General features: G+C 72.3%; 25 protein-coding genes. 13 read left to right on the top strand and 12 right to left on the bottom strand.

Features of this window, described 5'->3' with window-relative positions; genetic code table 11:
* Positions 1–4 precede the first annotated feature (4 nt).
* Positions 5–709 carry an exonuclease domain-containing protein gene (locus tag V6R91_RS17220; protein ID WP_336396214.1) on the bottom strand — a complete coding sequence of 235 codons (705 nt, stop codon included), beginning with the start codon at positions 707–709 and terminating at the stop codon, positions 5–7.
* Positions 710–771: 62 nt separating this feature from the next.
* Between V6R91_RS17220 and V6R91_RS17225 the strand changes: the two genes are divergently transcribed.
* A complete protein-coding gene (locus tag V6R91_RS17225; RefSeq protein ID WP_271061281.1) occupies positions 772–1,680 on the top strand; it encodes an alpha/beta fold hydrolase in 909 nt (302 codons plus the stop codon).
* Here the strand turns inward: V6R91_RS17225 and V6R91_RS17230 are convergent.
* Positions 1,652–2,143 carry an Lrp/AsnC family transcriptional regulator gene (locus V6R91_RS17230; RefSeq protein ID WP_067246307.1) on the bottom strand — a complete coding sequence of 164 codons (492 nt, stop codon included), beginning with the start codon at positions 2,141–2,143 and terminating at the stop codon, positions 1,652–1,654. The two genes, V6R91_RS17225 and V6R91_RS17230, sit on opposite strands and share 29 nt — an antisense overlap.
* Positions 2,144–2,306: 163 nt before the next feature.
* On the opposite strand from V6R91_RS17230, the gene pdhA reads away from it, so the two are divergent.
* The 3 genes from pdhA to V6R91_RS17245 are packed head-to-tail and all read left to right on the top strand — an operon-like array spanning position 2,307 to position 5,909.
* Positions 2,307–3,419, top strand: coding sequence for a pyruvate dehydrogenase (acetyl-transferring) E1 component subunit alpha (pdhA, locus tag V6R91_RS17235; RefSeq protein WP_336396215.1), 1,113 nt, complete (start codon positions 2,307–2,309; stop codon positions 3,417–3,419).
* A gap of 1 nt (position 3,420) precedes the next feature.
* Complete coding sequence (locus tag V6R91_RS17240; RefSeq protein WP_271061278.1) at positions 3,421–4,473, top strand: alpha-ketoacid dehydrogenase subunit beta; 1,053 nt, start codon at positions 3,421–3,423, stop codon at positions 4,471–4,473.
* Entirely contained in the window at positions 4,470–5,909 is a 1,440-nt protein-coding gene (locus V6R91_RS17245) for a dihydrolipoamide acetyltransferase family protein (RefSeq protein ID WP_336396216.1), read from the top strand. Before V6R91_RS17240 ends, V6R91_RS17245 begins: the two co-directional genes overlap by 4 nt.
* 49 nt (positions 5,910–5,958) lie before the next feature.
* On the opposite strand, the gene V6R91_RS17250 is transcribed toward V6R91_RS17245, so the two are convergent.
* Together V6R91_RS17250 and V6R91_RS17255 are read right to left on the bottom strand one after the other, a co-directional pair.
* Complete coding sequence (locus V6R91_RS17250; protein WP_336396371.1) at positions 5,959–7,230, bottom strand: MFS transporter; 1,272 nt, start codon at positions 7,228–7,230, stop codon at positions 5,959–5,961.
* A 118-nt stretch (positions 7,231–7,348) separates the two neighbouring features.
* Positions 7,349–7,969 (bottom strand): TetR/AcrR family transcriptional regulator, encoded by a 621-nt coding sequence (locus V6R91_RS17255; protein WP_271063037.1) that lies wholly within the window; start codon positions 7,967–7,969, stop codon positions 7,349–7,351.
* A gap of 148 nt (positions 7,970–8,117) precedes the next feature.
* Here V6R91_RS17255 and V6R91_RS17260 point away from each other — a divergent pair, with 148 nt between their 5' ends.
* From V6R91_RS17260 to V6R91_RS17280, 5 genes are read left to right on the top strand one after another with little or no spacing between them, the layout of a single operon-like run.
* The gene (locus V6R91_RS17260) at positions 8,118–9,677 is read left to right on the top strand and encodes a carboxyl transferase domain-containing protein (RefSeq protein ID WP_336396217.1); all 1,560 of its coding nucleotides are present in this window, start codon (positions 8,118–8,120) and stop codon (positions 9,675–9,677) included.
* Positions 9,678–9,681: 4 nt separating this feature from the next.
* Positions 9,682–11,667: an acetyl/propionyl/methylcrotonyl-CoA carboxylase subunit alpha gene (locus V6R91_RS17265; RefSeq protein WP_336396218.1), complete on the top strand. Its 1,986-nt coding sequence runs from the start codon at positions 9,682–9,684 to the stop codon at positions 11,665–11,667.
* Entirely contained in the window at positions 11,657–12,847 is a 1,191-nt protein-coding gene (locus V6R91_RS17270) for an acyl-CoA dehydrogenase family protein (RefSeq protein ID WP_372449968.1), read from the top strand. Before V6R91_RS17265 ends, V6R91_RS17270 begins: the two co-directional genes overlap by 11 nt.
* A gap of 10 nt (positions 12,848–12,857) precedes the next feature.
* Positions 12,858–13,361 carry a MaoC family dehydratase gene (locus V6R91_RS17275; RefSeq protein ID WP_336396219.1) on the top strand — a complete coding sequence of 168 codons (504 nt, stop codon included), beginning with the start codon at positions 12,858–12,860 and terminating at the stop codon, positions 13,359–13,361.
* Complete coding sequence (locus V6R91_RS17280) at positions 13,358–14,161, top strand: HpcH/HpaI aldolase/citrate lyase family protein (protein WP_336396220.1); 804 nt, start codon at positions 13,358–13,360, stop codon at positions 14,159–14,161. Before V6R91_RS17275 ends, V6R91_RS17280 begins: the two co-directional genes overlap by 4 nt.
* A gap of 26 nt (positions 14,162–14,187) precedes the next feature.
* On the opposite strand, the gene V6R91_RS17285 is transcribed toward V6R91_RS17280, so the two are convergent.
* Together V6R91_RS17285 and V6R91_RS17290 are read right to left on the bottom strand one after the other, a co-directional pair.
* Complete coding sequence (locus V6R91_RS17285; protein WP_336396221.1) at positions 14,188–14,784, bottom strand: histidine phosphatase family protein; 597 nt, start codon at positions 14,782–14,784, stop codon at positions 14,188–14,190.
* Positions 14,781–15,608: a Sir2 family NAD-dependent protein deacetylase gene (locus V6R91_RS17290; protein ID WP_271062762.1), complete on the bottom strand. Its 828-nt coding sequence runs from the start codon at positions 15,606–15,608 to the stop codon at positions 14,781–14,783. Before V6R91_RS17290 ends, V6R91_RS17285 begins: the two co-directional genes overlap by 4 nt.
* Positions 15,609–15,712: 104 nt before the next feature.
* Between V6R91_RS17290 and V6R91_RS17295 the strand changes: the two genes are divergently transcribed.
* Entirely contained in the window at positions 15,713–16,555 is an 843-nt protein-coding gene (locus V6R91_RS17295) for a TrmH family RNA methyltransferase (protein WP_336396222.1), read from the top strand.
* Here V6R91_RS17295 and V6R91_RS17300 read toward each other — a convergent pair.
* Positions 16,542–17,372 (bottom strand): SGNH/GDSL hydrolase family protein, encoded by an 831-nt coding sequence (locus tag V6R91_RS17300; RefSeq protein WP_219086802.1) that lies wholly within the window; start codon positions 17,370–17,372, stop codon positions 16,542–16,544. The genes V6R91_RS17295 and V6R91_RS17300 overlap by 14 nt on opposite strands.
* A gap of 112 nt (positions 17,373–17,484) precedes the next feature.
* Between V6R91_RS17300 and V6R91_RS17305 the strand changes: the two genes are divergently transcribed.
* From V6R91_RS17305 to V6R91_RS17315, 3 genes are all read left to right on the top strand, one after another.
* Positions 17,485–19,227 (top strand): DEAD/DEAH box helicase, encoded by a 1,743-nt coding sequence (locus tag V6R91_RS17305; protein WP_336396223.1) that lies wholly within the window; start codon positions 17,485–17,487, stop codon positions 19,225–19,227.
* 152 nt (positions 19,228–19,379) lie between these two features.
* The gene (locus V6R91_RS17310; protein WP_336396224.1) at positions 19,380–20,468 is read left to right on the top strand and encodes a VIT1/CCC1 transporter family protein; all 1,089 of its coding nucleotides are present in this window, start codon (positions 19,380–19,382) and stop codon (positions 20,466–20,468) included.
* A 79-nt stretch (positions 20,469–20,547) separates the two neighbouring features.
* Positions 20,548–21,192 carry a hypothetical protein gene (locus V6R91_RS17315; RefSeq protein ID WP_336396225.1) on the top strand — a complete coding sequence of 215 codons (645 nt, stop codon included), beginning with the start codon at positions 20,548–20,550 and terminating at the stop codon, positions 21,190–21,192.
* Between the two features lie 27 nt (positions 21,193–21,219).
* On the opposite strand, the gene V6R91_RS17320 is transcribed toward V6R91_RS17315, so the two are convergent.
* The 5 genes from V6R91_RS17320 to V6R91_RS17340 form a co-directional block, all read right to left on the bottom strand.
* Positions 21,220–22,200 (bottom strand): aldo/keto reductase, encoded by a 981-nt coding sequence (locus V6R91_RS17320; RefSeq protein WP_336396226.1) that lies wholly within the window; start codon positions 22,198–22,200, stop codon positions 21,220–21,222.
* Positions 22,201–22,266: 66 nt separating this feature from the next.
* Entirely contained in the window at positions 22,267–23,019 is a 753-nt protein-coding gene (locus tag V6R91_RS17325) for an ABC transporter ATP-binding protein (protein ID WP_336396227.1), read from the bottom strand.
* Positions 23,016–23,852, bottom strand: coding sequence for an ABC transporter ATP-binding protein (locus tag V6R91_RS17330; RefSeq protein ID WP_336396228.1), 837 nt, complete (start codon positions 23,850–23,852; stop codon positions 23,016–23,018). The genes V6R91_RS17325 and V6R91_RS17330 overlap by 4 nt, the downstream gene beginning before the upstream one ends.
* Positions 23,849–24,670 carry an ABC transporter permease gene (locus V6R91_RS17335; RefSeq protein WP_271062499.1) on the bottom strand — a complete coding sequence of 274 codons (822 nt, stop codon included), beginning with the start codon at positions 24,668–24,670 and terminating at the stop codon, positions 23,849–23,851. The genes V6R91_RS17330 and V6R91_RS17335 overlap by 4 nt, the downstream gene beginning before the upstream one ends.
* Positions 24,667–25,629 carry an ABC transporter permease gene (locus V6R91_RS17340; protein WP_336396229.1) on the bottom strand — a complete coding sequence of 321 codons (963 nt, stop codon included), beginning with the start codon at positions 25,627–25,629 and terminating at the stop codon, positions 24,667–24,669. Before V6R91_RS17340 ends, V6R91_RS17335 begins: the two co-directional genes overlap by 4 nt.
* Positions 25,630–25,634 lie beyond the last annotated feature (5 nt).

Genomic DNA, 25,634 nt, shown 5'->3' on the forward strand with positions numbered 1-25,634 from the left:
ATCCTCAGCGGACCGGCCAAGCGCCGTCGAGCGTCTGTTCGGGCTCCAGGCGGCCGATGCGGATGAAGTACTCCGTGAGGCTCTCGGCCTGGGCGCGGGCCCATCCGATCTGGCGCGTGTGCAGTTCCGCGGCGGTGTCCGGGAGCGTGAAGCGGCGGGCCAGGGCCTGTGCCACGCGTCCGGCCGCGATGGCGTCCGCCGATGCCTCGTGCGCGGCGTCCAGCACGACCTCGTAGTGCGCGGCGACGACTTCGAGGGTGCGCTTTCCCGGCCGGTACCGGTCGTAGGCCTTGTCGATCACCAGTGGATCGATGACCGGCGAGGGGGCGTCCAACGGCTCCACGGCGTGTCGGCGGGCCTCGTGCGCGAGAAGCGAGAAGTCGTAGGAGGCGTTGTACGCGACGATCGGCACGCCCTGGCCGAGGAGGGCACGGAGCGCTCTGGTCACCTCCGCCACGACCACGGCGGCAGCCGCGCCGTGGCGGCGTGCGTGATCGGTCGTGATCCCGTGGATCGCGGATGCGCCCTCCGGGATCGGCACGCCAGGATCGGCCAGCCAGCTTCTCGACGCGAGCTCGCGTCCCTCTCGGTCGAGCACCCCGATGTAGGCCGTGACCACCCGGTCTCCGGCGACGTCGACGCCGGTGGTCTCCAGATCGAACACCCCGACGCGATCGATCCAGGCGGGCAGCGCACGATCCGTGGTCATGGCACCCACGGTAGGACGCGGCGCCGACATCGCCGTACGAGACGCGCCCGTAGACTCGAGGGGTGACCGTCGCCTCCCCGTACGCCGACCGACTGCAGCGCATCCCCGTGGAGCGGCGCGAGGTCGAGATCGCCGGGGGACGGACGACGTACTGGGTCTACGGGGACGACACGGTCTCGGGCGACGCCCCCGCCCTCATCGCCGTGCACGGCTTCCGCGGGGAGCACCACGGCCTCGAGCCCGTGGTGGCGTATCTGCCCGGCATGCGAGTGATCATGCCGGATCTGCCCGGCTTCGGGGAGACGCCGCCACTCCCCGGCAGGACGCACGACATCGAGGCCTACGCCTCGTGGCTGCGTGCGTTCGCGGCCGAGGTGGCGCCCGGCGCGGTGATCCTCGGGCACTCGTTCGGATCCATCGTCGCCGCGGCGGCCGTGGCCGGGGGCCTCGCGACGCCGCGCCTGATCCTGGTGAACCCCATCGGGGCGCCGGCGCTGGAGGGCCCGAAGGGCGTCATGACCCGGCTGGCGATCCTGTATTACGCGCTGGGAGCGCGGCTGCCGCGTGCTCTGGGGACGGCGCTCCTGCGCAATCCGCTGATCGTCCGGGTGATGAGCATGGCGATGGCGAAGACGAAGGACCCTTCCCTGCGGCGCTTCGTGCACGACCAGCACGACACGTACTTCTCCCGGTTCGCGGATCGCGATGTCCTGAAGGACGCGTTCGTGGCGAGCGTCTCGCACGACGTCAGGGAGTACGCGGCGTCGATCGGCGTCCCCGTCCTCCTCGTCGCGGCGCAGCGCGACGACATCACCCCGATCGAGGCGGAGCGGCGGCTCGTCCGCCTGTTCCCCGACGCGCAGCTCGTCGAGATCGCGCACGTCGGCCACTTGATCCACTACGAGACGCCCGCGGAGGCCGCCGGCGCGATCGAGCGCTTCCTCAGGCCTCTCGGCGCGCCATCCCGATGAGGCCGGCGACGCGGAACGGGATGATCTCGCCCATCGCGAGAGAGGTCTCGGTCCTCTCCACGCCGTCGATCGAGAGGATCCGGGCGTCCGTGTCGAAGAGGTGGCGCGCGTCGCGGCACGCGACGCGCGCGAGGATGTCGACCGAACCGCTGAGCCCATGCGCCTGGACGACCTCGGGCACGCGGGACAGCTCGGTGATGATGCGCGGCAGCTCCGTCTGACGCACGCCGATGCTGACGAACGCCTGCAGCGGGAAGCCCAGGACGGCGGGGGAGTAGGCGCGCTCGTACGGCAGGAACACCCCCGTCTGCTCGAGCCTGGTCATGCGAGCCTGGATCGTGTTCCGCGAGAGACCGAGCCGTTCCGCGAGGGCGACCACCGTGATCCGCGGCTCTGCGGCGAGCGCGTCGAGCAGGTCGAGGTCGATGCGGTCCAGGGCGGCGGGACGTTCCGAGGCGGGCATAGTGCCAAACCGTAGCAGGCTCGCGTGACGTCTGTCTTGGCAACATGCTCAAAAGCTGTTCCAATGCTTGAGCCAGATGCTGAGCGGACGTAGCCTCAAGGCAACGGCAAGGAAGCCCACGGAACGTCGCCCCACGAAGGCGGCTCCGACAAGGAGGACGACGATGTCACCCAGCATCACCCCGATCGCCGACACGGAGACGGATCTCGCGCTCACCGAGCAGCTCATCGCCCCGGACGGCACCCGCCGGGCCAATCCGCTCCTCGATCCCTTCGTCCAGGACGTGAGTCCCACGGACCTGCTCGCCCTCTTCCGCGACATGAGCGTGGTGCGCCGCATCGACAGCGAGGGGATCGCGCTGCAGCGCCAGGGCCAGCTCGGGCTGTGGGCGCCGTGCCAGGGCCAGGAGGCCGCGCAGGTCGGAACCGCGCGGGCGCTCCGCGAGGACGACGTGGTGTTCCCCAGTTACCGGGAGACGGGCGTGATGTACGTCCGGGGAGCGGACCCCGGCGACTACACGCGCGCCTGGCGCGGCGAGGAGGGCGCGTCCTACGATCCCGCCGTCATGCACATGGCGCCGCTGCAGATCATCATCGGCGCGCAGACGCTGCACGCGGTCGGCTACGCGATGGGCATCCGCGCGGACGAGTCGGACCAGGTCGCGGTGACGTACTTCGGCGACGGCGCGACCAGCCAGGGCGACGTCAACGAGGCCATGGTCTTCGCGTCGTCGTACCGACTCCCCGTCGTCTTCGTGTGCCAGAACAACCACTGGGCGATCTCCGAGCCCGTGGCTGTGCAGTCGCAGTTCCCCATCGCGGGACGCGCGCCGGGATTCGGGATCCCCAGCCTCCGCGTGGACGGCAATGACGTCCTCGCCTGCGTGGCGGCCATGCGCTGGGCGACCGAGCATGCACGGTCCGGCAAGGGCCCTGCCTTCATCGAGGCGGTCACCTACCGGCTCGGACCGCACACGACGGCGGACGACCCGACGCGCTACCGGGACCCGGCGGAGCTCGAGGCCTGGCGCGGACGCGATCCGCTGCTTCGGCTCGAACGACTGCTCCGCGCGGAGGGCGTGCTCGACGACGCCCAGGCGGCGGAGATCGCGTCGGCGGCGGACGAGGCGGCGCGCACCCTTCGCGCCACGTGTCTCGCCATGACCACGCGCCCGGCGCTGGCCGTGTTCGACAACGTGTACGCGACCCCGCACACGGGCCTCTCGGAGCAGCGCGCCGCGTATGCCGACTACCTCGCCTCGTTCGAAGGGGTCTGACATGACGACCCTCACGATGGGCAAGGCCCTCGGCGCTGCGCTGCGCCGTTCCCTCCAGGACGACGAGAAGGTGGTGCTGCTCGGAGAGGACATCGGAAAGCTCGGCGGCGTCTTCCGGATCACGGACGGCCTGCTCGCGGAGTTCGGCGCCCGACGGGTGATCGATACCCCGCTGGCCGAGTCCGGTATCGTCGGGACGGCCGTGGGGCTGGCCATGCGCGGCTACCGCCCGGTCGTGGAGATCCAGTTCGATGGGTTCGTCTATCCCGCGTTCGACCAGATCGTCTCCCAGGTGGCGAAGCTGCACTACCGCACCCAGGGGCGGGTGCCGATGCCGATCACGATCCGCATCCCGTGGGGCGGCGGCATCGGCGCGGCCGAGCACCACTCCGAGTCTCCGGAGGCCTACTTCGTGCACACGGCAGGGCTCCGGGTCGTGGCGGTGTCGAACCCGCAGGACGCGTACGTGTGTCTGCGTCAGGCGATCGCGAGCGACGATCCCGTGATCTTCTTCGAGCCCAAGCGGCTGTACCACGCCAAGGGCGAGGTCGACGAGGAGACCCCGCTCGCCGACGCCGCGCCGATGGGGCTCGCGCGTGTCGTGCGCCCCGGCGCGGATGCGACCGTGATCACCTACGGGGCCATGGTCGGCACGGCCCTGGCCGCCGCGGAGGCGGCCGAGGACGAGGGACGCTCGCTCGAGGTGATCGATCTTCGCTCGCTGTCTCCGGTGGACTACGACACCGTCTGCGCGTCGGTGCGCCGGACCGGCCGGGTCGTCGTCGCCCACGAGGCCTCCAGGGAGGCGGGGGTGGCCGCCGAGGTGATCGCGAGCATCACGGAGAAGTGCTTCACCTGGCTGGAGGCGCCGCCGCTGCGGGTGACGGGTCACGACATCCCGTACCCGCCCGCCAAGCTGGAGAAGCACCACCTCCCGGACCTCGACCGCATTCTCGACGCCGTCGACCGCGTCCTGGGCGACGACGCGCTCGAGCCGGGAGCGGGACTCGGCCGCAAGGACGATGCGCGCCCGGTGACAGGAGCAGAGCGATGACCCAGGAGTTCCGTCTTCCCGATCTCGGCGAGGGGCTGACGGAGGCCGAGGTCGTCCAGTGGCTGGTCGCCGAGGGCGACTCGGTCACCCTCAACCAGACGCTCGCCGAGGTGGAGACCGCGAAGGCGGTGGTGGAACTGCCGTCGCCGTACGAGGGCACGGTCACGGCGCTGCACGCGGCGGCGGGGGACACGGTCGCCGTCGGAGCGCCGCTCATCGCCTTCCGCCTGCCCGGCGAGGAGGAGGACGCCGCCCCGCCGGCGGACGCCGTGAGCCCCGCGTCGGAGACGGCCGGTTCGTCCGGATCGGAGGAGGCGGACGGCCAGGGCCCGGGGGCCGAACAGGACGCCGGGGAGACGGCGCAGCCCAACCTCGTCGGCTACGGCGCCGCCCCTGCGGCGGCGGGGAGACCGGCGCGCCGCGCCCGACGCCCGGTCACGGCCGCCCGGACGGCGGACACGACGGTGCTGGAGGCGGCGCCCCACGACGCGGTGGTCTCCGAGGCGCCGTCGCACACGACGGTCGAACGGCCGCGATCGACGCCGCCCGTGCGCGCGTACGCGAAGGCGCAGGGAGTGGACCTCGCCCTTCTCGCCGCGACGATGGGGGACCGGGTGATCACGCGCGCGGACGTGGACGAGTACCTCGGCACGGTGTCCATGCGTGAGGAGGAGATGTCCGCCCGCGAGGGGAAGGTCTCCGAGCTCCGCGCGGGCGGGGACGACGACGCCGCGGCGCGCGTCACCCGGACGCCGATCCGCGGGGTGCGCAAGCGCACGGCGGAGGCGATGGTGGCGAGCGCGTTCACCGCCCCGCACGTCACGACCTTCCACACCGTCGACGTCACCGCGACGATGGAGTTCATTGCGGCGCTGCGCGAGGACCGGTCCCTCGACGGAGTGCGGATCGGTCCGCTGGCCGTGGTGGCGAAGGCCGCGTGCCTGGCACTGTCCCGGTTCCCGGGCCTGAACTCCTCCTGGGACCAGGATGCCGGCGAGATCGTGGAGCACCACTTCGTCGACCTGGGCATCGCCGCCGCCACGGATCGCGGGCTCATCGTGCCGGTGATCCGCGACGCGGAACGGCTGTCTCTCCCCGACCTCGCCCAGGCGCTCAGCGCGCTCACGGCGACGGCACGCAGCGGGAAGACCCCGCCGGCGGACCTGCTCGGAGGCACGTTCTCCCTCACGAACATCGGCGTGTTCGGCGTGGACGCGGGGACGCCGATCCTGCCGCCCGGGCAGACGGGGATCCTCGCCTGCGGCGCCGTGCGCCGACTGCCGTGGGAGCACCGCGGCGAGGTGGCGCTCCGTCAGGTCATGACGCTGAGCCTGTCGTTCGACCATCGCGTCGTCGACGGCGCCGAGGGAGCGCAGTTCCTCAAGACGGTGGCGGATCTGCTGGAGAATCCCGCGCGGGCGATGCTGCTGGCGTGATCGGAGCCCGGCCCGTCGCGAGTCGGCGGGCCAGGCTCCGTCGCCGCACTCAGCGCCGGGAAAGACCCAGGACGCGTCGGGTGAGACGACGTTCGCGGAGGATGAACGCGCTCCCGATGAGCCACAGCGGGACCTGGGTGAAGAAAGCCCATCGGAACGCGTCGAGCGAGTAGCTTCCGGGAGTGCCCGCGCCCTGGAGGTCCAGCGCCAGCCCGATGAGGAAGATCGCCACGAGCGCGGCGAGGAAGCCTCCGCCGTTGACGATCCCCGTCGCGGTGCTGAGCCGGTGCTGCGGGTTGTGCGTGCGCGCGTGGTCGAAGGCGACCATCGACGCCGGGCCGCCCGAGGCGAGCGCGACGGCGAGGACGACGAGCAGCCAGATCGGCGCGGGGCCCGGCCATGCGATCACCGCCACCCAGGCGGCGAGCTGGACCGCGACGGTCGGCAGGACGAGACCGAGCGAGCGGCTCGCGGGACGCCGCGCCGAGAGCGCGCCGATGAGGGGGCCGAACAGGACGCCGCACACGACGTAGACGGTGGTGACGAGCGAGGCCCCGGCGGTGCTCAGCCCCTGCCCTGCGGTGAGGAACGGGATCCCCCAGAGCATCATGAAGGCCGTGCCGGCGAACGGGGTGGTGAAATGCGTCCAGAACCCGAGCCGGGTTCCCGGGTGGGACCAGGCGGCCCGCAGCGACACGCGCAGGTCGGCGCGAGAGGTCACGACGCGGATCGCCCCGGTGTCGGTGTTCACCGACACGTCCGCGGCGAACTCCGGGGGACGGTTGCGGATGACCGCGAACACGAGGACCGCGAACAGGACGCCGATCCCGGCGAGGCTGCCGAACGCGACCGACCAGCTCGTGGCGTGCAGCAGGGCCGCCATGGGGACGAGGGCCAGGAGCTGCCCGAACTGGCCGACGATCCCGGTGAGCTGTGCCATCAGCGGGCCCCGCTGGGCCGGGAACCAGGTCGCGACCACACGCAGCACTCCGGGGAAGATCGCCGCGTCGCCGGCCCCCAGGAGCATCCGCGCCACGATGGCGATGCCGACGTTCGGCGCGAACGCCATGACGAGCTGCCCGGCCGCCATGAGCACCATTCCCGCCACCATGACGGGGCGAGAGCCATAGCGGTCCAGAAGGATGCCCACCGGCACCTGCATGAGACCGTAGACGGCGAGCTGGAGGACGGCGAAGAGCGAGAGCGTGGAAGCGTCCGCTTGGAAGATCTGTGCGGCGTCCACGCCGACCGCGGACAGCGAGGTGCGGTTCGTCACCGACAGCAGATAGGCGGTGACGCCGACCGACCAGATCAGCCACATCCGACCGGTGTCCCAGCGCCCGACGGCGACGGGGGCGGTGGTCACAGCGGGCTCCTCAGAGGGCGGGATGGGACTCCAGCCTACTCCCGGCTGCCTCCGTCGCCGTGTCCGACCGCTCTCACCGGGACGGCGCCAGCAGCGCGGCCGTCGCCATCGCGCGGAGGACGTGCGCGGTCTCCGCGGAGGCGCGCTCGGCGGCGCGGGTGCTGTGCGGAGTCGAGTTGATGAGCCCGAAGCAGGCCTGCACCCGCAGCCGCAGCTGGTCCGCGCCCGCGTCGAGCAGCGCGGCGAGCGTCTCCTGCCACAGGTCGATGTACGCGCGCTGGAGGCGGCGGACGCGGCGGAGATCCTCGTCGCCGAGGTGGGTGACGTCACGGTCCTGGACACGGATGACGTCGGGATGGCTCAGGGCGAAGTCGACGTGGAAGCGGATCAGGGCGTCCATGCGCTCCGCGGGCGTGTCGCCGGAGGATGCGACGGCGCGGCCGCCCGTGACCAGGTCCTCGCTGACCTCGACCAGCACGGCGCCGAGCAGCGCCTGCTTTCCGGCGAAGTGACGGTAGACGGCGGGGCCGCTCACTCCCGCGGCCGACCCGATGTCCTCCAGGCTGACGCCGGCATAGCCGCTCCGGGCGAACTGCTCCGAGGCCGCCCGGAGCAGAGCGGCGCGCCGGCTCTGCTTGGCCCGGTCGCGGGCCGTCGACGACTCCTGCGTCGAGACGGGCGGGGTCCTTGTCATGTCAGTTAATCCTCGCTAACCTGGATCCGTTGGTTAATGAACACTAACCGGTTTCCCGCTCCGGCACCACGCACGCGTCGTGTCCGCGCGGGGGCGAGGGTCGTGGGGTCGAGGAGGACGACACGATGGCGAGCGGACGGACGAGCCGATGACGGACACGATCACGCAGCGCACGCTGGCGGCGTCCCTTCGAGAGCGCATCGCCCGCGCCGCCGACGGCGGTCCCGAGCACGCCAGAGAGCGTCACGTCGCCCGGGGCAAGCTCCTTCCGCGGGAACGCGTGCGACGCCTGCTGGACGAGGGCAGCCCGTTCCTGGAGGTGGCTCCGCTGGCCGCCGAAGGCATGTACGACGGCGAGGCACCCGGTGCCGGGCTGATCGCCGGGATCGGCCTCGTGCACGGCCGGGCCGTGATGGTCATCTGCAACGACGCCACGGTCAAGGGCGGCACGTACTTCCCGCTCACCGTGAAGAAGCACCTGCGCGCCCAGGAGATCGCCGCGGAGAACCGTCTGCCGTGCATCGCGCTGGTGGACTCGGGCGGCGCGTTCCTGCCGATGCAGGACGAGGTCTTCCCCGATCGCGACCACTTCGGGCGCATCTTCTACAACCAGGCCCGGATGTCCGCGGAGGGCGTGCCGCAGATCGCCGCGGTGCTGGGCTCGTGCACGGCCGGAGGCGCGTACGTCCCGGCCATGAGCGACGAGACGGTGATCGTCCGGAACCAGGGGACGATCTTCCTGGGTGGGCCGCCCCTGGTGAAGGCCGCCATCGGGGAGGTCGTCACCGCCGAGGAGCTCGGCGGCGGCGAGCTTCATGCGCGGACCTCGGGCGTCGTCGATCATCTGGCCGAGGACGACGAGCACGCGCTGGAGATCGTCCGCGACATCGTCGCCACCCTTCCGCCGCCGCGCAGCCCCGCGTGGGAGGTCCTGCCGTCGGTGGACCCCGCCGAGTCCTCGTCGCTGTACGACGTCGTCCCGGTGGACGTGAACGAGCCCTACGACGTGCACGAGGTGATCGTCCGGCTCGTCGACGCGGGGTCGTTCACGGAGTTCAAGCCGGACTACGGCACGACCCTCGTCACCGGGTTCGCCCGTCTGCACGGTCACCCGGTGGGGATCGTCGCGAACAACGGCGTGCTCTTCTCCGAGTCGGCGCTCAAGGGCGCGCACTTCATCGAGCTGTGCGATCAGCGAGGGATCCCGCTGCTGTTCCTGCAGAACATCACCGGGTTCATGGTGGGCCGGGACGCGGAGGCGGGCGGCATCGCCAAGGACGGAGCGAAGATGGTGACGGCCGTCGCCACGACCCGGGTGCCCAAGCTCACCGTCGTGATCGGCGGCTCGTTCGGCGCGGGCAACTACTCCATGTGCGGCCGGGCGTACTCGCCGCGGTTCCTCTGGACGTGGCCGGCCAGCCGCATCTCCGTGATGGGCGGGCCGCAGGCCGCCTCCGTGCTCGCGACGGTCAAGGAGGATCAGCTCGTCGCGCGCGGAGAGGCGTGGACCCCCGAGGAGCGCGAGGCGTTCGAGGCGCCGATCCGTGCGCGCTACGACGCACAGGGCGAGCCCTACTACGCCACCGCCCGGCTCTGGGACGACGGCGTCGTGGACCCCGAGCAGACGCGCGATCTCCTCGGCATCGCGCTCGACGTCGTCTCCCGTGCCCCACTGCCCGAGACCCGTTTCGGCCTCTTCCGGATGTGATGCCATGACCGCTTCAGCCCCATCGCGCTCCGAGGGCGTCGCGCCCGTGTTCGACACGGTGCTCGTGGCCAACCGCGGCGAGATCGCCCGCCGCGTCATCCGGACCCTGCGCCGCCTCGGGATCCGCAGCGTCGCGGTCCATTCCGACGCCGACGCGTCGGCGGCGCACGTCCGAGAGGCGGACGAGTCCGTGCGGATCGGGCCACCGCCCGCCGCGGAGTCGTATCTGGACATCGACGCGGTGATCGCCGCCGCGCTGGCCACGGGCGCCCAGGCCGTGCACCCCGGATACGGCTTCCTGTCCGAGAACCCCGCCTTCGCCGAGGCGTGCGCGGCAGCCGGTCTGGTCCTCGTGGGGCCCGGGACACAGGCGCTCGAGGTCATGGCGGACAAGATCCGCGCCCGGGCGCACGTCGCCGCGCACGGGGTACCGATCGTGCCCGGCTTCAGCGCCGCGGGCATGTCGGACGAGGAAGTGGCCGCCGCCGCCGACGCCGCGGGCTACCCGCTGCTCGTCAAGCCCTCGGCCGGCGGCGGCGGGAAGGGCATGCAGGTGGTCCGGAACCCCGCGGAGCTGGCTGAGGCCCTCGCGACGGCGCGCCGCGTCGCGCGGGCGAGCTTCGGGGACGACACCCTCCTGCTGGAACGGCTCATCGATCGGCCGCGACACATCGAGGTGCAGATCCTGTCCGACGCGCACGGCCGCACGATCCACCTGGGCGAGCGCGAGTGCACCCTCCAGCGGCGGCACCAGAAAGTCGTGGAGGAGGCGCCGTCCCCGGTCGTCGACCCGGGAACGCGGGAGCGGCTGGGCGCGGCGGCGATCGCGACCGCCGCGTCCGTCGACTACCGCGGGGCGGGCACCGTCGAGTTCCTCGTCTCCGCGGAACGGCCGGACGAGTTCTTCTTCATCGAGATGAACACCAGGCTCCAGGTCGAGCATCCGGTGACCGAGCTCGTCACCGGGATCGACCTCGTCGAGCAGCAGCTGCGGATCGCAGCGGGGGAGCCGCTGCGGATCGCGCAGGAGGAGGTGCGTCTCGACGGCCACGCCATCGAGGCGCGCGTCTACGCGGAGGCTCCCGCGCGCGGCTTCCTGCCCGCCACCGGCGAGGTGCTGGCGTGGGCGGAAGCGCCCGGCGCGCGGACGGACTCCGCCGTGGAGACCGGCAGCGTGGTCTCCGCCGACTACGACCCGATGATCGCCAAGGTGATCGCGACCGGACCGGACCGGGACGAGGCGCTGCGCCGCCTGGACGCCACCCTGGCGCGGACCGTGCTCCTCGGCGTCGAATCGAACCTCGCGTTCCTGCGCACGCTGCTCGCTCAGGACGAGGTGCGCCGCGGCGACCTCGACACCGGCCTCATCGATCGGCTCCCGCCGTTCGCCGACCCGGCGCCGTCGTCCGCGGCGCTGCGGGCCGCTGCACGCACCGCGGGGGCGGTGCCGGAGCGAGAGGCGGGATCGACGCACGCGGCGCCGCCATGGACGACGCGGAGAGGATGGCGCCTGGGAGCGGACCCGGTGCCCCGCGAGATGCGTTTCCTCTGGGGCGACGCGCTCCTGACCGCCGAGGTCGCCCCGGACGAGGACGACGAGCTCGCCACGGTGCCGACCGCACGCGCCGAAGACGGCACGGTCTGGGTGCACGTGGACGGCGTGGCCACCGCTCTCACCCCCATCGGCCGACGAGCGGCGTCGGAGCGCCGACGGGCGGAGCGCCGCGGCGACGTCGCTGCCAGGGCGCCGGAGATGCGGGCGCCCATGCCGGGCGCGGTGGTGGCCGTGCACGCACCGGACGGATCGGCGGTCGCCGCCGGCGACCGGATCCTCTCGATCGAGGCGATGAAGATGGAACACCCCGTCCTCGCGCCCCAGGACGGCATCGTCCGCGTGTCGGTGTCCGTCGGAGACCAGGTGCGTCGCGATCAGATCGTCGCGCGCATCGAGCAGACCGCATCCCACGAGGAGGACGACGATGACCGGTGAGGGACTGTCGGAGACGATGGCGCTCGAGATGAGCGAGGAGGAGCGTGAGCTCGCGGGCATGGTGCGGGAGTTCGCCGAGACCGTGGTGGCCCCGCGGTCCTACGAGGCCGACCGCGCGCATGAGCTGCCGATGGACGTGGTCTCCCAGATGGGGGAGATGGGGCTGTTCGGACTGCCGTTCCCCGAGGACGTCGGCGGTCAGGGCGGCGACTACTTCGCGCTGTGCCTGGCCATAGAAGCGCTCGGGCGCGTGGATCAGTCCATCGCCATCACTCTGGAGGCGGGCGTCAGCCTCGGGGCGATGCCCGTGTACCGGTTCGGCTCGGCCGCGCAGCAGGAGGAGCACCTGCCGGACCTGCTGGCGGGGAAGGCCCTGGCGGGATTCGGGCTGACCGAGCCGGAGGCCGGCAGCGATGCCGGGGCGACCCGGACGACCGCGCGACTCGACGGCGACGAGTGGGTGATCGACGGCACCAAGCAGTTCATCACGAACTCGGGCACCCCGATCACCCGATTCGTGACCGTGACGGCGGTCACCGGGCAGAGCGAGGCGGACGGCCGGGTCCGCAAGGAGATCTCCACGATCATCGTTCCCAACGGCACGCCGGGCTTCACGGTGCAGCCCGCGTACGACAAGGTCGGCTGGAACGCCTCCGACACCCACCCGCTGACCTTCGACGCCGTGCGAGTGCCCGCCTCGAACCTGCTCGGGGAGCGCGGTCGCGGCTTCGCGAACTTCCTCAGCATCCTCGACGAGGGCCGGATCGCGATCGCCGCCCTGGCGACGGGAGCGGCCGAGGGCTGCCTGGAGGCGGCCGTGGACTACGCCAAGAGCCGGACTGTCTTCGGCTCCTCGCTGAGCACGCGTCAGAACGCCCAGTTCACGCTGGCGCGGATGCGCGCCCGCGTGCACACGGCGCGGCTGGCGTGGCATCACGCCGCCCGGCTCCGAGACGCGGGACGACCGTTCGCGGAGCAGTCCGCGATCGCGAAGCTCGTCGCCGGCGAGGCCGCGATGGACAACGCCCGCGATGCGACCCAGATCTTCGGGGGGAACGGGTTCATGAACGAGTATCCCGTCGCCCGGCACTACCGCGATTCGAAGATCCTCGAGATCGGCGAGGGGACGACCGAGGTGCAGCTGCTCGTGATCGCCCGGGCGCTGGGGCTGGCCGGGTAGCGTGACGGACATGACCGAGGAGACGGGTTCCGAGACGCAGGACATCGTCCAGCGCGGGCTGTACTTCGAGGAGTTCGTCGTGGGCGCGCGCTACCTGCACCGGCCGGGACGGACCGCGACGGAAGCCGACAACGTCCTGTTCACGACGCTCACGATGAACACGCAGGCCCTGCACCTGGACGCCGCGTTCGCGGCCGCGCAGGAGCCGTTCGGTCAGCGGCTGATGAACTCGATGTGGACGCTCTCAACGATGGTCGGGGCCTCGGTCGCCCAGCTGACGCAGGGGACGTTGGTGGCCCAGCTCGGGCTGAGGGAGATCGCCTTCCCGCACCCGCTGTTCGCGGGGGACACGCTCTACACGGAGAGCGTGGTGACGGACAAACGCCTCTCCGCGTCGCGGCCGGGCCAGGGGATCTGCACGATCGCGCACACCGGCCGGAACCAGGACGGGGTCGTCGTGGCGACGGCGTCGCGCACCGTCCTCGTGCGTTGCGCCGGAGCGGAGGAGCGATGAAGACGCTCGACCTGGGGCCCGCCCTGCTGTTCTGCCCGGCGGATCGCCCGGAGCGGTTCGCCGGCGCGCGGGAGAAGGCGGATGCCGTCATCCTCGATCTCGAGGACGCGGTGCTGCCCGAGGCCAAGGCGCAGGCACGGCGGAACATCGCGTCCGCGGTGCAGACGGCGGATCGCGTGGTCGTGCGCGTCAACGCGCCCGGAACGGCGGACTTCGCCGAGGACATCGCGATGCTCGCGGACACGCCCGTGCGCACGGTGATGGTCGCGAAGGCGGAGGATCCGGCGGCCCTGGACGCGCTCGGCGACCGGGATCTCATCGCGCTCTGCGAGACCGCGCGAGGCGTCGTCCGCGCGGCCGAGCTCGCGTCCCATCCGCGCGTCGCCGCGTTGATGTGGGGCGCGGAGGACCTCGTCGCCTCGCTCGGCGGCACCTCGAGCCGCAGGGCGGACGGACGCTATCGCGACGTCGCCCGTGAAGCGCGTTCCCGTGTGCTCCTGGCGGCCGGCGCGCACGGGGCGGCGGCGATCGACGCCGTCCACCTGGACATCGGGGACGATGAGGGGCTGGCCCGCGAGGCCGAGGACGCGGCGGCCTCGGGCTTCCGGGCCACCGCGTGCATCCATCCACGCCAGGTGCCGGTGATCCGGGCGGCATACCGGCCCGACGAGGAGACGATTGCATGGGCGCGGGCGGTGCTCGCGGAGGCTGCGGATCAGCGCGGCGTCTTCCGGTTCCAGGGGCGGATGGTCGACGAACCGGTGCTGCGTCACGCCCGGTCCGTGCTCGCCCGGATCTGAGCATCTGAGCGGAACGGACCGCCCGATCAGAGAGGTGCGGAGACGCCCACCTCGGTGAGCAGGCGGATGCCGCCGCGCTCGGCGACGAACCGGTGGACCGAGGCGTTGCCGAGCAGCTCCCCGTCCCTCGGGAGGGTGCCGCCGGAGGCGTGCAGGAGCAACGCCCGGATGACCCCTCCGTGCGTGGCGACGAGGACGGACTCGGCGCGCGGGGCGGAGCGCTGGCGCGCCGCGCGGGCGATCCGTTCCAGCGAGCGCAGCGCGCGTTCGGTGACCTGCTCCAGCGTCTCCGCGCCGGGGACCTCGCCGTGCCAGGATCCGTACTTCTCGAGGAAGTCCGCGACGAGGAGTCCTTCGCCGTCGCCGAACTCGCGCTCCCGCATCCCGCGGGTCGTGAGCGGTGCCGGCAGCGCCAGGTGCTCCGCGATGATGGCCGCCGTCTCGTGGGCGCGCACGAGCGGGCTCGCGTACACGTGGTCGAACCGTTCACCCCGCAGCATCGCCGCCGCGTCGGCGGCCTGGGCGCGTCCCGTCTCGTTCAGGGGGATGTCGGTGGATCCTTGGATCCGACGTGCCAGGTTCCAGTCGGTCTGGCCGTGGCGGATGAGGGTCAGCAGGGTCACGTGAGCAGCTCCTGGAGGGCGGGCAGGGCCTCGCCGGTCCGGGCGACGACGGTCGCGTCGGCCCAGGCGTCGGCACGGGTGGCTTCGAGGTTGACGATGACGAGGGGGAGGGCCCGGCGTCGGGCGCGCTCGATGATCCGGATCCCGGAGTTGACGACGAGCGAGGAGCCGGCGACCACGAGCGCCTCGCAGGAGGCGAGCAGGGACTCGGCGGTCCGGAAGCGCTCGCGCGGCACGAACTCGCCGAAGAAGACGACGTCCGGCTTCAGTATGCCGTCGCAGACGGTGCACGTCGGGAGGACGAACCCCTCGGTCGTGCGCGGCGAGACGTCTCCGTCCGGGTTCAGGACGACGTTCTCCGGCACGGAGAGCCAGGGGTTGCGCTCGTCGATCTGCGCGGCCACGGCGTCGCGGGCAAGGTGCTGACCGCAGTTCAGGCAGACGACACCGCGCATGGTGCCGTGCAGCTCCACCACCCGGGCGGAGCCGGCCTGCAGATGAAGCCCGTCGACGTTCTGTGTGACGACGCCCCCGGACAGGCCGAGCCGTTCCAGCTCGGCGATCGCGCGATGGCCGGCGTTCGGCGAGACGGCGCGGAAGGAGCGCCAGCCGAGGTGTCCGCCGACCCAGTACCGGCGGCGTGCCGCGTCGGAGCCGAGGAAGTCCTGCAGGGTCATCGGCGCGCGCCGCGGCGGGGCGTCGACCCCGCGATAGGCGGGGATGCCCGATTCCGTGGAGATCCCGGCCCCGGTGAGGAAGGCGAGTCGACGGCCCCGGAGGACGTCGGCCGCGTCGCGCAGCTGCGCGCTCTGCGGCGCCGTCATCGTGGTCACGGATCCTCCCGCCCTCGAGTCTACGGGGAGGCTACGGAGCGGAGATCGGCGAAGGCACAGGATTCCGTGGCACAGTTCGATGGCACAGTGGGAGCATGAATCTCGTGTCGGTCGACGACCCCGCCGATCCCCGGCTGGACGACTTCCGGGGGCTGACGGACGTCGCCCTGCGGCAGCGGAGCGAGCCCGCAGGCGGCCTGTACATCGCCGAGTCCGAGAAGGTGATCGCCCGGGCGATCGGCGCCGGCCACCGGCCGCGTGCGATCCTCACCCAGCGGCGATGGCTCCCCGGCATCGAGGCGCTGCTCGGAACCGATGGGCGGACGCCGGTCTACCTCGTCCCCGACGAGGTGGCCGAGGGGGTCACGGGCTACGCGGTGCATCGCGGCGCGCTGGCCTCGATGCACCGACCCGCCCTGCCGCCGCTCGACGCGGTGCTGGCGACGGCGCGCACCGTGCTCGTCCTGGAGGACGTGCGGGATCACACGAACGTCGGGGCGGCCTTCCGGGCCGCCGCGGGTCTCGGAGCGGACGCGGTGCTCGTCTCGCCGCGATGCGGGGACCCGCTCTACCGGCGGAGCGTCCGCGTCAGCATGGGGACGGTGTTCCAGGTGCCGTGGACGCGCTTCGACTCCTGGGAGGAGCTGCGGTGCGGGCTCGACGGCATCGGCATGGGGCTCGCTGCCCTCGCCCTCGACGAGACCGCCGTGCCGCTGGACGTGTACGCCGCCACCCGTCCGCCCCGCGTCGCGCTCGCCTTCGGCACGGAGGGCGACGGGCTGTCCCGATCCGCGCTCGCCGCTGCGGACGCGGTCGTCACGATCCCGATGTCGGGCGGCGTCGATTCGCTGAACATCGCCTCGACGGCCGCCGTCGTCCTGTGGGCGCTCGGGCACCCGCCTGCGCCGCAGCAGGGCGACGGGATCAGTCCGGGCTGACGGGGGAGGCCACCGGGGCCGGCGCGGGACGCTTCGCCTCGATGTCGTCGCCGGAGGACTGATGCCGCAGTCGCCGGAGGACCCAGGGAACGAGGTGCTCCCGTGCCCAGACCAGATCGCCCGCCCGGGCCTCGCGCCAGGTGCGCACCGGGAGCGGGTCGGGCTGCATGGCCTGGAGGTCGTTGGAGACGTTCAGCGCGCGCAGCACCATGCGGGCCACCTCGTGGTGCCCCAGGGCGTTCAGATGCAGGCGGTCGTCGGCGAAGAACCGCGTGTCCTGGATCGCCTTGAGTCCCCACTGGTCGGCGACGATGCAGTCGTGGCGGTCAGCGATCGCGCGCACGTTCTCGTTATAGATCGCGACCTTCCCGCGGAAGGGGCGGAACACCGGGGTGAAGTCGGTGTCGATCCCGGTGAACAGGATCACGGCGGCGCCGGTGCGCGACAGCCGGGTCACGACATCGTCGAGCTGGGCGGCGATCTCGTCCGGATCCGTCCGGGGACGGATCACGTCGTTCCCGCCCGCGCAGACGGAGATGAGGTCGGGGCTCAGCGCGATCGCGGGCTCGACCTGCTCGTCGCTGATCTGCGCGATGAGCTTGCCGCGCACCGCGAGGTTCGCGTAGGCGAAGTCGTCGACCTGCGACGAGAGCACCTCGGCGACGCGGTCCGCCCATCCCCGGTGACCACCGGGGACGGAGGGGTCGGGGTCGCCGATCCCCTCGGTGAACGAGTCTCCGACGGCGACGAATCGACGCCACGGGTGAGGCGTCTCGTTCTCGACGAACGGGGTTCGGGGCGGTTCCTGCACGCTCATGCGCTGCCTCCAGGGGGATATCGGCACCGGGATCACCGGCCGCGGGAACGAGCCTAGCGGGGCGCCGCGGCTGGTGCGTGGATGTCCCCGGGCTCGTCTATCGTGGAATCCCATGCTCTCTCCGTCCTTCCCTCAGCGCGCGCCCTGGGGGACCGCCGACAAGCTGCGCGCCTGGCAGCGGGAGGCGCTGGAGGAGTACTTCCGGGCGGACAAGCGCGACTTCCTGGTGGCGGCCACGCCCGGCGCAGGAAAGACGACGTTCGCGCTCACGCTCGCGGTGGAGCTGCTGCGCACGAACGAGGTCAACCGTGTCATCGTCGTCGCGCCGACCGAGCACCTGAAGACCCAGTGGGCCGACGCCGCGGCGCGGGTGCACATCCGCCTCGACCCCCGGTTCCGGAACACCCATTGGGCGCCGTCCCGCGAGTACCACGGCGTGGTCGTCACGTACGCCCAGGTCGCGGCGAAGTCCTCCGTCCACCGTCATCTGACCGAGGACGCACGGACCCTGGTGATCCTCGACGAGGTCCATCACGGCGGCGACGCGCTGAGCTGGGGCGACGCGATCCGGGACGCGTACACCCCGGCACGACGACGGCTGCTGCTGTCGGGGACGCCGTTCCGCAGCGACACCGCGCCGATCCCGTTCGTCGACTATCTCCCCGACGAGTCCGGGTCCCGGGTGTCGAGCACGGACTACCGCTACGGGTACGGGCGTGCCCTCGCCGACGGCGTCGTGCGCCCGGTGCTGTTCCACATGTACGCGGGGAAGATGCGCTGGCGCACCAGCGCCGGCGACGAGCTCGAGGCGCACCTCGGCCAGGACAACACCAAGGACGTCACCTCGCAGGCCTGGCGCACCGCCCTCGACCCGGAGGGCGAGTGGATGCCGGCGGTGCTGTCGGCCGCGGATCGCCGGCTCACCGAGATCCGCCACCACGTCCCCGACGCCGGGGGCCTGGTGATCGCCACGGATCAGACCGTCGCCAGGGCGTACGCGCGCATCCTGCGGGAGCTGACCGGGGAACGGCCCACGGTCGTGCTCTCCGACGAGGCCGAGGCCTCGCAGCGCATCGAGCAGTTCAGCCAGGGCACGAGCCGGTGGATGGTGGCGGTGCGCATGGTGTCCGAGGGGGTGGACGTGCCCCGGCTCGCGGTCGGCGTGTACGCGACGTCCTCGTCCACGCCGCTGTTCTTCGCCCAGGCGATCGGGCGCTTCGTCCGTGCGCGCCGGCGCGGCGAGGCCGCCAGCGTGTTCCTGCCGAACGTCCCTGTCCTGATGAAGCTGGCCAACGAGATGGAGCGCCAGCGCGACCACGCGCTGGACCGGAAGACGAAGGACGACGACGGCCTCGACGACTCCCTGATCGACGCCGCCAACCGCGAGGAGGAGGCGTCCGACGCCCTGACCCAGGAGTTCAGCTACCAGGCGATCTCCTCGCTCGCGCACTTCGACCGCGTGGTCTTCGAGGGCAAGGAGTTCGGGCAGCTGGCTGAGCCGGGAACGCCCGAGGAGGAGGAGTTCATCGGGATCCCGGGCCTCCTCGAACCCGAGCACGTCCACGAGCTCCTCATGCAGCGCCAGGCCCGGCAGTCCCGGCTGCGCGAGACGCGCGAGGCGCAGGCGGGGCCGGAGCAGACCACGACCCTGCCCGCGCCGCTGCACCGCACCCTCCGCGAGCAGCGGCAGCTGCTGAACAGCCTCGTCGGCCTCTACGCACGCCAGAGCGGTGAACCGCACGGAGCCGTCCACGCGGAGCTGCGTCGGATCTGCGGCGGCCCCGCGGTGCCCCAGGCGACCGTCGCACAGCTGCAGGCGCGCATCGACGTGCTCCGTCGTCGCGTGCGCTCCTGAGCCGCGCGGCCGCGGGCGTCGTCCCGGCGGGCGGCATGCCCGGGAGCCGCGGATGAGGAGACCCGAAATGCTGTCAATCCGCGTCCTGACGCGGTTCCGGTCTTCCTTCCTCAGTAGCGTGGAACGGTCGTCCTTATCCCCGGAGGCCTCGCATGACCACTCAGCTCGAACCGACCTCCGCCGACCGTCGGCGCTGGGCGCGCTACCTCGTCGAGGAGCGTGCGGAAGGGCGGGTGTACCAGCGCCTGGCGTCCCGGCGGGACGGAGAGGAGAAGCAGATCCTGCTCTCGCTCGCCGATGCGGAACGGCGCCACGAGCAGCACTGGCTCGACCTGCTCGGGGAAGAGCCCTCGCGCCTGCCGCGCGCCGGTCTGCGCTCTCGGATCCTCGGCTGGATGGCGGGTCGGTTCGGCTCCATCTTCGTGCTCGCCCTCGCGCAGAACGCCGAAGCACGGTCTCCGTACGACGCCGAGGAGTTCGCGACGCCGGCCATGCGTGCGGATGAGAAGGTCCACTACGAGGTGGTGCGCGGTCTCGCCGCCCGAGGGCGCCGTCGCCTGTCCGGCTCCTTCCGCGCCGCCGTCTTCGGCGCCAACGACGGTCTGGTCAGCAACCTCGCCCTGGTGATGGGGATCGGCGCGACCGGGGTCAGCGGCGGGTTCGTGCTGTTCAGCGGGATCGCCGGGCTGCTCGCCGGGGCACTGTCGATGGGAGCGGGGGAGTTCGTCTCCGTGCGGTCCCAGCGGGAGCTCCTCGCCGCCACCGAGGCGAACGACGACGCGGCGGCCGCCGCCGGCGATCTCGACATCGACGAGAACGAGCTGGCGCTCGTCTACCGCGCCCGCGGCGTGGCGCCCGCCGAGGCGCTGGCGAAGGCGCACCGCGTCGTCGAGGCCGCGAAGATCGGCGCCCGCCAGGCCACGACGGGGCCGGTCGGCACCCGCGCTGCGGACCACGAGGTGGTCGGCAGCGACTGGGGCGCCGCGGTGTCGAGCTTCCTGCTCTTCGCCTCCGGCGCGATCATCCCTGTCCTGCCGTGGCTGTTCGGCATGGACGGCATCGCCGCCGTCGTGACGGCGCTGGTCCTGGTCGGCGTGGCGCTGCTCGGCACCGGGGCGATGGTCGGGATCCTCTCCGGAGGACCTCCGCTCCGCCGCGCTCTCCGGCAGCTCGCCATCGGTTTCGGGGCCGCGGCCGTCACCTACGCGCTGGGCCTCCTCTTCGGCGTCGGCGTCGCCTGACCCGCTCGGGCGACGCCTCGTCCGCGGAAGATGAATCCCTTCGGGGTTCCGGGTATGGTCGGGATCGTCGAGGAGGATCATGAGCACCCTGGTTTTCCGCGTCAGCGCGGTCGTCGGTTCGTTGGTGGTCGTCGGCATCATCATCTGGGTGGACGTCGCCACCTCGGTGTGGCAGAACTACGCCGTCGTTTCGGGACTCGCCGGAGGGCTGGTCACGTTCCTGCTCACCGCGGCCGTGGTCGACAAGGTGATCGCCCGGTCGACCCACGAGCGCTGGGCCCCGGTGACCCGTCTCGCCCTGGGCGACCTGCGTCGCAGCCTTGCCGTTGACCCCCGTGATCCCGCGGCCGGCATGCGCCGTCTGCCGGATCCCGACCCCGCCTCCGCGCGTGCGCTCGTCGATGCGGCCGCGGAGGAGCGGGACGCCATCGCGGCGGCCCTGGGCCGCTGGTCGTCCTTCCTCGCGGCCAGCGCCGACGTCGCCGAGGTCATGGACGCGCTGGCGGAGCTCGCCGAGCGTCTGGACCGCATCGACGAGCACGCGCGACGAATCGACGCGGGCGCGGCTGACTCCGCCGCACTCCTGGTCGAGCTCCGCGGAGAGATCGCGGGCTATCGCGCCGCCGGCGACGCCCTGTTCCACCACCTCGGCGCCGCGCTGGACGGCTACCGGTTCCCGCGGCGCACCGGCTCGCGCCGGGCAGCCATCGCACAACCGGGCTGAGAACCGAAGCGGGGTGGGCGGTCCGGGTCAGTTCGCGCCGTCCAGGCGCTCCCGTTGCGCGGACGTCAGCTCCAGGTCCGCGGCGGCGAGATTCTCGTCCAGCTGTCCGACGCTGGATGCGCCGATCAGCGGGATGAAGGGGACGTCGCCTCCCATGAGCCAGGCCAGGACGACCTGGTTCGGCGTCGCCCCCGCCTCCGCGGCGACCTCCTGCAGCGCGATCCGACGCGCGTCGTTGCCCGGGTGCCGGTAGAGCTCGCCGGGGTCGATGTCGCGGGCGTAGGCGCCGCGCAGCAGGGGCGAGTACGCGACGGCGGCGAGTCCGGGCTGATCGCGGAGGTAGGCGAGCAGATCGGGGGACACGACGCCGATCTGCCCGTCGGGGGAGCGGCGGCTCGGGTGGTCGACCCGCGAGCGGAGGTAGCTGTGGTGATGCTGCAGCACCTGCACTGCGGGAAGGCCCTCCGCCGCGGCCAGGGTCCGCGCGCGCTCGATCTGCCAGGACCAGTGGTTGCTCAGCCCGATGTGCGTCGCCCGCCCCTCGGCCGCCAAGACCCCGAAGGTGCGGATCTGCTCGTCGAACGGGGTGCGCGGGTCCGGGACGTGCGCGTAGAACACGTCGACATGATCGCGGCCCAGGTTCTTCAGGCTCCGGTCGAGGCCGCGCCGGATGACGTCCGCGGAGAGCCCTTCGATGTCGTCGGCGAGCGCGGTGGCCGCCTGCGCGGGACGACCGCCGACCTTGGTCGCGACCACGACCTCGTCGGTGAGTCCTCGATCGCTCAGCCAGCGCCCGAGCAGACGCTCGCTCTCGCCGCCGCGGGTGCCGTTGACCCAGTAGGCGTAGTTGTTCGAGGTGTCGATGAACGTGCCCCCGGCGGCGAGGAACCGGTCAAGGATCGCGAACGAGGTCTCCTCGTCCGTCGCGGTGCCGAACATCATGGCACCGAGCGCGATGGCGGAGACGGGCGTGGCGCGGTCCCCGCCGCCGATGGTGCGTGTCCTCATCCGACCATGCTGGCACGTGCGGGCCCGCGCGTCACCGGGTTCGTCCTGATCGACCGGCCGGCACGGTCAGGGCAGGCGGGGGATCGCGGCCACGAGGCGGCGGGTGTACTCCTCGGCGGGCGCGGTGAGCACGGTTCGCGTGTCGGCGGCCTCGACGATGCGCCCGCGCTCGAGGACGACGGTCCGATCGCAGACCGCCGCGACCGTGCCGAGGTCGTGCGACACCATCACGAGAGCAAGCCCCGTCTCCGTGCGCAGGCTCCGGAGCAGGTCGATGACCTGCATCCTGGTGCTCATGTCCAGCGCGCTCACCGGCTCGTCGGCGATCAGGACCCGGGGACGCACGACGATGGCGCGCGCGATCGCGATCCGCTGGCGTTGACCGCCCGAGAACTCGTGCGGATACCGTCGGGCGGCGTCCTCGGGCAGTCCCACCGACGCGAGTGCCGCCCGCACCGGCTCGCGGGTCGCGGCCCCGCGCGCGATCCCCAGCGACTCGAGGGGTTCGGCGATCGTCCGATCGATCCGCTGCCGGGGATCCAGGGACGAATAGGGGTCCTGGAAGACCGCCTGCACCGTCTGCCGGAACCGCCGCATCAGGACCCGATCGCGAAGCCGGAGCGGCACCCCCTCGAACAGCACTTCGCCAAGCGCCGGAGCGGCGAGGCCGAGCAGCAGGGACAGCAGCGTCGACTTGCCGGCGCCCGACTCGCCGACGATCCCGACGGATTCCCCGGCCCCGACGGCGAGGTCGATGCCGACGAGGGTCGGACGCCCGCCGTAGGAGAAGGACACGTCGCGGGTCTCGAGCACGGTCATGATCGTCCCTCCTCCGGGGAGCCGGTTGCGGGAAGACCCCCGTCGAGGGCGCCGTCGAGCGCGCGGGCGTGTGCGATCAGCGCCGCCGTGTACGGGTGTCGAGGGACGCGGAGCACGTCCAGGACGGGGCCGTCCTCGACGGCGCCGCCACCCTGCATCACGACCACCCGATCCGTCATGCGGGCCACGACGGCCAGGTCGTGACTGACGAAGAGCAGACCCATGCCCCGCTCGACGACCAGCCGGTCCAGCAGATCGAGGATCCGCGCCTGCACGGTGACGTCCAGAGCGGTGGTGGGTTCGTCGGCGATCAGCAGGCGCGGGCGGGCGGCCAGCGCGATCGCGATCGCCACCCGCTGCCGCTGGCCGCCGGACAGCTCGTGGGGATAGGCGCGGCGGAGGCGCGGTTCGTCGAGGCCGACCTCCTCGAAGGCTTCGGCGACGGCGTCCCGCAGCGCGGACCCGCGGAGTCTCCGGTGCCGCCGGAGCGGCTCCGCGACCTGCCGCTCCACCCGCATCAACGGGTCCAGGGCGGTCAGCGGTTCCTGGAAGACCATTCCGGCCACCGCGCCGCGCAGGCTCCGCAGGGTCGCGTCCGTCGCACCGATGGTCTGGACTCCGCCGAGCCGGACGGATCCCGCGCTGCGCAGCGGAGCGGGGAGGAGGCCGGTGAGGGCGAGCGCGCTCACGGACTTGCCGGATCCGGACTCGCCGATGATCCCGAGCCGTTCGCCGGGCGCGATGCGGAAGGACAGGTCAGTGACGAGATCCCGGCCCGGCGCATGGACGGACAGGCCGGACACCTCGAGGAGGTCGTCGGATCCGGGGCTCACGCGGGCCTCCTTCGACGGCGGGTCGGGTCCGCGGCGTCGCGGAGGCCATCGGCGACGAAGTTCACGCCGAGGACGAGGACGACCAGGGCCAGGCCGGGCGCGATGGCTCCGGCCGGGGCGATGAGCACCGTGCCCTGGGCCTCCTGCAGCAATCGCCCCCACGAGGCGTTCGGGGGAGGGGCGCCGAGCCCGAGATACGACAGGCTCGCCTCGGCGAGCACCGCCGCGCCGAACTGCAGCGCCAGCGTCACCGCGAGTGTGGGCGCCATGTTCGGCAGCAGATGCCGTCGCACGATGCCGAGCGTGCCCGTCCCGCTCGTCCGCGCGGCGACGACGTACGGCGAGCCGACCTCGCGGCGCGCGAGGATCCGGGCGACGCGCGCCACGACGGCGGACATCGCGAGCCCGATCGCCAGCACGGCGGAACCGAGGGACGGCGGCTGGAGGGCGACGATCAGCATGGCGGTGAGCAGCACGGGGAAGGCGATGGCGACGTCGATGAACGCGGAGACGGCGTCGTCGATCCACGGCGCCGCGAGAGCCGCGGCCAGGCCGATGAGCACGCCCAGGACCGCCGCGATCGCGACCGAGCCCGTGCCGACCGCCAGGGCGATGCGTGCGCCCACCATGAGCTGGCTCAGCAGGTCGCGACCGAGCTTGTCGGTTCCCAGCAGGTGCTCGGCGCTCGGCGGGGAGAGCCGGCCGCCGGTGGTGTCGTCCAAGGGATAGGGCAGCCAGACCAGGGACACGAGCGCCACGACCAGGACCGCTCCGACCAGCAGCGCCCCGATCCAGAGCGTCGCGCGACGCCGGTTCACGAGGCGACTCCGATGGAGCGACGCAGACGCGGGTCCACGAGCCGCTGACTCAAATCGGCGACGAAGCCCACGAGCAGCACGATGAGCGTGGTGACGACCAGCACCCCCTGGATCGCCGCGAAGTCGTGGCGCGCGATGCCGTCGACGAGATATCCGCCGAGACCGGGGAGCGCGAACACGCTCTCCACGACGACGGCGCCGAGCAGCGTGGACGCCAGCTCGATGCCGAGCACGGAGATCACCGGCACGGCGCCGTTGCGCAGGCCGTGACGCCACAGCGCCTCACCGAAACCGGATCCGTGGGCGCGTGCCGTGCGCAGGTAGTCGCTGCCGAGGACGTCGAGTGTCGCGGAACGGACGTACCGAGTGAGGGAGGCGCCCATGACGATCGCGATGGTGATGGCGGGGAGCATCAGCGACGCGACGGCGCCGGCGGGGTCGCCCCAGTCGTCGGCGGGGAACCCGCCCGTCGGGAACCATCCGAGCCCGAGTCCGAAGAGCCAGACGAGCACGATCCCGACCCAGAACACGGGAACGGCGATGCCGAGCTGCGCGATCCCCGACAGGACCGTTCCCCACCACCGGTCGGCGTGCACAGCGCTGACGATGCCGGCGATCAGGGCGCCGACCACGGCGAGGCCGAAGGCCATCAGGGTCAGCGGCGCCGTCACCTGCAGGCGCCGGGCGATGTCCGGGCCGACCGGGGCGCCGGTGAGGAGGGACTCCCCGAGATCCAGACGGATCATCTGCCCTGCCCAGGTGACGAACTGGACGAGCAGCGGCTGGTCGGATCCGACCTGTTCGCGCGCCGCGGCGATCTGCTCGGGCGTCGCGTCGACGGACAGCAGAGCATTGGCGGGGTCGCCGGGAAGCAGGCGCAGCAACACGAAGATCAGCACCATGGCGATGGCGAAGGAGCCCACGAGAAGGGCTCCGCGACGCAGTGCGTAGCCGAGCATGCGTT

The organism is Microbacterium sp. CCNWLW41 (assembly GCF_037083505.1).